Genomic DNA, 4,398 nt, shown 5'->3' with positions numbered 1-4,398 from the left:
GGGAAGTACCGCTCTAAGGTCCTCAGCTGTTCGCTCTTGGGCTTTTGGTCCGCCTTGAAGAGCCTGTGGATCTCCTCCAGGGTCATCTCCGAGACCTCGTAGGGCGTCAGCCTGTAGCACTTGAAGAACTCGATGTACTTGGCCACCGTGTTGCGGGAGATGCCAAGTTCCTTGCTGATCCGTCGCTTGCTGGCCCCCTCGCCGTACAATTTGTAAATCCTTTTTGCCTTTCGCATATCTATCTGTTTGTTCGCCATGGTCTTTTTTACAAAAGAAACCATCGCAACACTCAAATAGAATCGATCTTTTTAGTGGCTCACGTTCATCCGCCCCACTATGCTCACTTTGGTCCGCCGCGGGTGGCTCACTTTGACCCGCCGAAGGTGGTATACTATGCCCGTTTTTTGCAGTAGGCCTCAATATTCTGTAGGATAAGTGCAAAATCATTTCTGTTGAATTTCTTCTCTTCGTCCTTGAATTTTAGCATGTTAACTATTCTATTTACGCTATCTGGAAAAATTCTACGTATCTCCTTGATTCTCTTTTCATGAGAGTTTGGAGAGCAGTATAAGTACTCTAAAACAGCTTTTTTACAATAATCTCTAAGTGTTTTAAACTGTTTACGTTGCTTATAACCCTTGCTTAAAACATAGAATTTATCCTGTATATGGCCGTTCGGTCCTTGGATTTCTTCCAAAAATTTTTCCGAAAAATTGTTGCCTACATGCTCATATATATCATTAGTGAGTACTAAATCAATGAACTCGCTAAGTTCTTCGTAAACAGTGTTTTGCGGCGTTGACGGAATCGTAACAGTATACACTTCACTTATCTTCTCTCTAAACCTTCTCTTCAACCCACCAAACACTAACCCTTCTCCACTTATGTTTATCAACTCACTTATCAACCCACAGAGAAAATATGGTTGTGATGATTTTAGGTCAAGTGACACTAACTTGTCTCCTTTAAAACTTAAGAATGGCCTTAATTCTTTAGGCAAGCTGGTAATTGTTGTATGAAGTCTTCTGTCTTTTGCCAATCTCCTATAGTATATAAGGCCGTGACTGAGCTTTTCACATATTAACGTTCTCTGATACTTCTGACGAATACTTAGGTCTGTACTGTTAGTAATAAACTTCATTGCTGACTCGTAATCGAAACTGATTTGATTTGTGTTTAGCCACTTGGTCAGATGCTCTGTGGTCTCATCGGTAATTTCACAAGTCCTGTTTTCGAAATCAACAAGGTTTTTCGTGAATTCTGTTTGAGAACATAAGTGCTTTACAATTTTAAGTTTTTGATTAACGGGGTAAATTACCTTATATCCATGAGATAGATTCTTGTTAATTATATAAGGACGTTTACTTATGAAGTCATTTGATTCTAGAAAATCAATGTGCCTTTTATAATTCCAAAAGTACTTTTTGAGATAGCTGGCTTTTAAACGTACATGTCCTTTAGTAAGGTTATCTTTATGTTCAATTGATTTTTGCTCTATTAAATCAATTACAAAGACTAAATAATCAATGTTTAGATGATTTCGGCCTTTTGGATATTTCCTGTTATTTGTGTTCACAAGCTTCTTCATTTTCTTATATAAACCCTGTTCAATAAGCATGAAATATTCTCTGTTAGCTAGATTAACTCTCATAATCATTCTTTTTTAAATAGTTCAACAATTCACTTTTAAGGAACACGGTTTTCGTATTCAGACGTCTAACAGGAATAGCTCCCTTTTTGTTGAGTCTCCATAAAGTGGTTTTGGAAATCCTAAGAAGCTCACAGGCTTCTTTTGTACTTAATACTTCGTTACCATCGTTTTGAGTCTTAAACTCATACTTAGGTAGTACATCATGTAGCTCTTTGGCGACTACCTGCCCGATGATTGATACAAGACTTTCTTGCTCAATTCCGATTACTTTAAGGTCATTTTCCCTCATAATTACTTTTCGATTCTGGTTTGATTTGCAGAATCGTTTGCAAGAACTTTAAAGGGAAAACAGGGAGAAAAAAGGGAAGAATGAAAATGAAAAAAGCCACTTAAAAGTTTATAAGTAGCTGTTTATTAAATATTTATGTGTTCGTAAAGTTATGGGGTAGGTGTTGCCTTCAATTTTTCCCTTCGTATTTTTAGTTTATTAACCACTTTATCTACTGTGGTACTTAAAGTTGTAAAGGGATAATGCTTAGAATCTACCTCGTTTTTATTGGAATAATACTTTTTAAACTGATTTTTCCATTTGCCCAAATCTTTTGTTGCGGAAGAAAGGCTTAGATACAAAAATTCATTTTCAGTTTCGAATGATAAAGATTTATCCTCTTCGTAAAAATCAAAAATGTAAAAAAGATAGCAAAGCCTAAAGAATTCAACAGCTTTAAAGTCAATATGTCTTATGTTTAGACTGTTATATTCGTTAAAAGATAGAAGGTTAATCACTATACGGATTTCATCATTGTCAAATCCTTTGTGGGCAAGATAGTTTACCAAAGGTTTGTTACGCTCAATTTGTTTATAGAAGTCCTCAGATTGCACAGAGTCTTCATTTTCATTTTCTCCTAGTAAAGCTGCATGATACTTATAAAGCATCAAGCTACAATCAGATGGAACCTTTAATGAAAGTATGTCATAACTTAATTTAAAACGCTTACTTAATTCAATCCATAAGGTTATGGTTTTCTCTAGGTTGATAAAGTATCCCTTTGCATCGAAAAAGCCATCAAACTGGAACGGTTTTTCTTCAACTGCATTGAAGTAATTGTTTTTGGATTTCAGTAGACGGTTTTTTTGGAAATCATCTTTAATGTTATTGGGAATAAGTTGTCTGCTTTGAAGAACATCATTAAAACGAGTAATGTTTTCTTCCAATGCCAGATGTTGTATTTGCCACTGGTGAACGAAAATTTGATGTACGTAAGAAATGTAAATGTTAGGGTTAATCTTCGATAATGCGATGTAACTATTAAAGGTTTCGCCCAATTCAAAGGTAGATATGTTTAGATTCCAGTTCCCATCCAAAGGCTTACCTTCTTCATCACAGTCTGTTGGGAATCCGAATTGAAAATGACACTATCCCAATAAGTGTGTAAGTTAAAAATAACGGGGGTTGGGCTTTTCTAGAGCCTGACCCTTTTTTCATAGATCGTAAGGAACTGGTTTAAAATGATGCCCCAGTTCCTGATGGGCATGGACCATTTCTTGGTGGCCTCCCTTGTTGCCAAATATACGGATTTCATCACCGCATCGTCGGTGGGGAAGGAAAGCTTGTTCTTGGTGTACTTCCTGATCTTCCCGTTCAGGTTCTCTATAAGGTTGGTGGTATAGATGATCTTTCGTATCTCGAGGGGGAACTCGAAGAACACGGTGAGTTCGTCCCAGTTGTCCCTCCAGCTCCTTATGGCATAGGAGTACTTGGTTTCCCACTTCTTGGCAAAGTCCTCCAGGGCGGCCTTTGCGGCCTTCTCGTTGGGTGCGTTGTAGATGCCCTTCATATCGGCGGTGAACGCTTTTTTGTCCTTCCATACCACGTAGCGGCAGGCATTGCGTATCTGGTGCACCACGCATATCTGGGTTCTGGACTCGGGGAAGACGTTCCTGATGGTATCGGTGAACCCGTTCAGGTTGTCGGTGGCGGTGATCAGGATGTCCTCGGTGCCGCGGGCCTTGATATCGGTGAGCACCGACATCCAGAAGGCCGCCGATTCGTTCTTGCCCAGCCAAAGGCCGAGCACTTCCTTTTTCCCGTCCCTGCGCAGGCCCACGGCCACGTACACGGTCTTGTTGATTACTTTGGAGGATTCCCTGACCTTGAAGACGATACCGTCCATCCATACGATAAGATAGACCGGTTCCAAGGGTCGGTTCTGCCAGGCGACGATGTCCTCCGCCACCTTTTCGGTTATCCTTGATATGGTGGAAGTGGAGATGTCAAAATTATAGACCTCGCGTATCTGTTCCCCGATATCGCTGTTGCTCATCCCCTTGGCGTAGAGCGATACGATGACATTTTCGATGCCGTCCACCATGTTGCCCCGCTTGGGGACGACCATGGGGTTGAAACTGGCATCCCTGTCCCTGGGGACGGATATCTCGGACTCCCCGAAGGAGGTGCGCACCTTCTTTTTGGAGTGCCCGTTACGGGAGTTGCCGTCCTTGGACCTCTGGTGCCTTTCGTAATCCAGATGGCCGTCCAGTTCCCCTTCCAGCATCTTCTCGATGCCGCGCTTCTGGAGTTCCTTGAGAAAACCGTTGAGCTCGTCTCCCGATTTGAACTGCTTCAGGAAATCGTCGTTGAACAATTCTTCTTTCTTCATAATGTGAAAATATTTAAAATTAGACAAAAAATTAGCGGGGGCATGCCCCCGCTAATTTTCTATTTACACACTTTATGAGATAGTCCT

At 40.6% G+C, this 4,398-nt stretch carries 5 protein-coding genes; all 5 read right to left on the bottom strand.

The features are described from left to right. Nucleotides 1–257 (bottom strand): helix-turn-helix domain-containing protein (locus tag EO132_RS03840; RefSeq protein WP_164732267.1); only part of this gene is annotated, 257 nt, incomplete at its 3' end. A gap of 134 nt (nucleotides 258–391) precedes the next feature. Then, the gene (locus EO132_RS03835; protein ID WP_127136688.1) at nucleotides 392–1,651 is read right to left on the bottom strand and encodes a hypothetical protein; all 1,260 of its coding nucleotides are present in this window, start codon (nucleotides 1,649–1,651) and stop codon (nucleotides 392–394) included. Beyond that, complete coding sequence (locus tag EO132_RS03830; RefSeq protein WP_127136687.1) at nucleotides 1,641–1,940, bottom strand: helix-turn-helix domain-containing protein; 300 nt, start codon at nucleotides 1,938–1,940, stop codon at nucleotides 1,641–1,643. Before EO132_RS03830 ends, EO132_RS03835 begins: the two co-directional genes overlap by 11 nt. A 149-nt stretch (nucleotides 1,941–2,089) precedes the next feature. Further along, on the bottom strand, nucleotides 2,090–2,866 hold the full coding sequence (locus tag EO132_RS03825; RefSeq protein WP_127136686.1) for a hypothetical protein: 777 nt from the start codon (nucleotides 2,864–2,866) through the stop codon (nucleotides 2,090–2,092). Between the two features lie 248 nt (nucleotides 2,867–3,114). Then, nucleotides 3,115–4,311, bottom strand: coding sequence for an IS256 family transposase (locus EO132_RS03820; protein WP_062787294.1), 1,197 nt, complete (start codon nucleotides 4,309–4,311; stop codon nucleotides 3,115–3,117). Nucleotides 4,312–4,398 lie beyond the last annotated feature (87 nt).

Origin of the sequence: Flagellimonas oceanensis, assembly GCF_003992595.1 — a bacterium.
Lineage (GTDB): Bacteria > Bacteroidota > Bacteroidia > Flavobacteriales > Flavobacteriaceae > Flagellimonas > Flagellimonas oceanensis.
The sequence above is the reverse complement of the archived record's forward strand: the minus strand, read 5'-3'. Positions and strand labels throughout refer to the sequence as shown.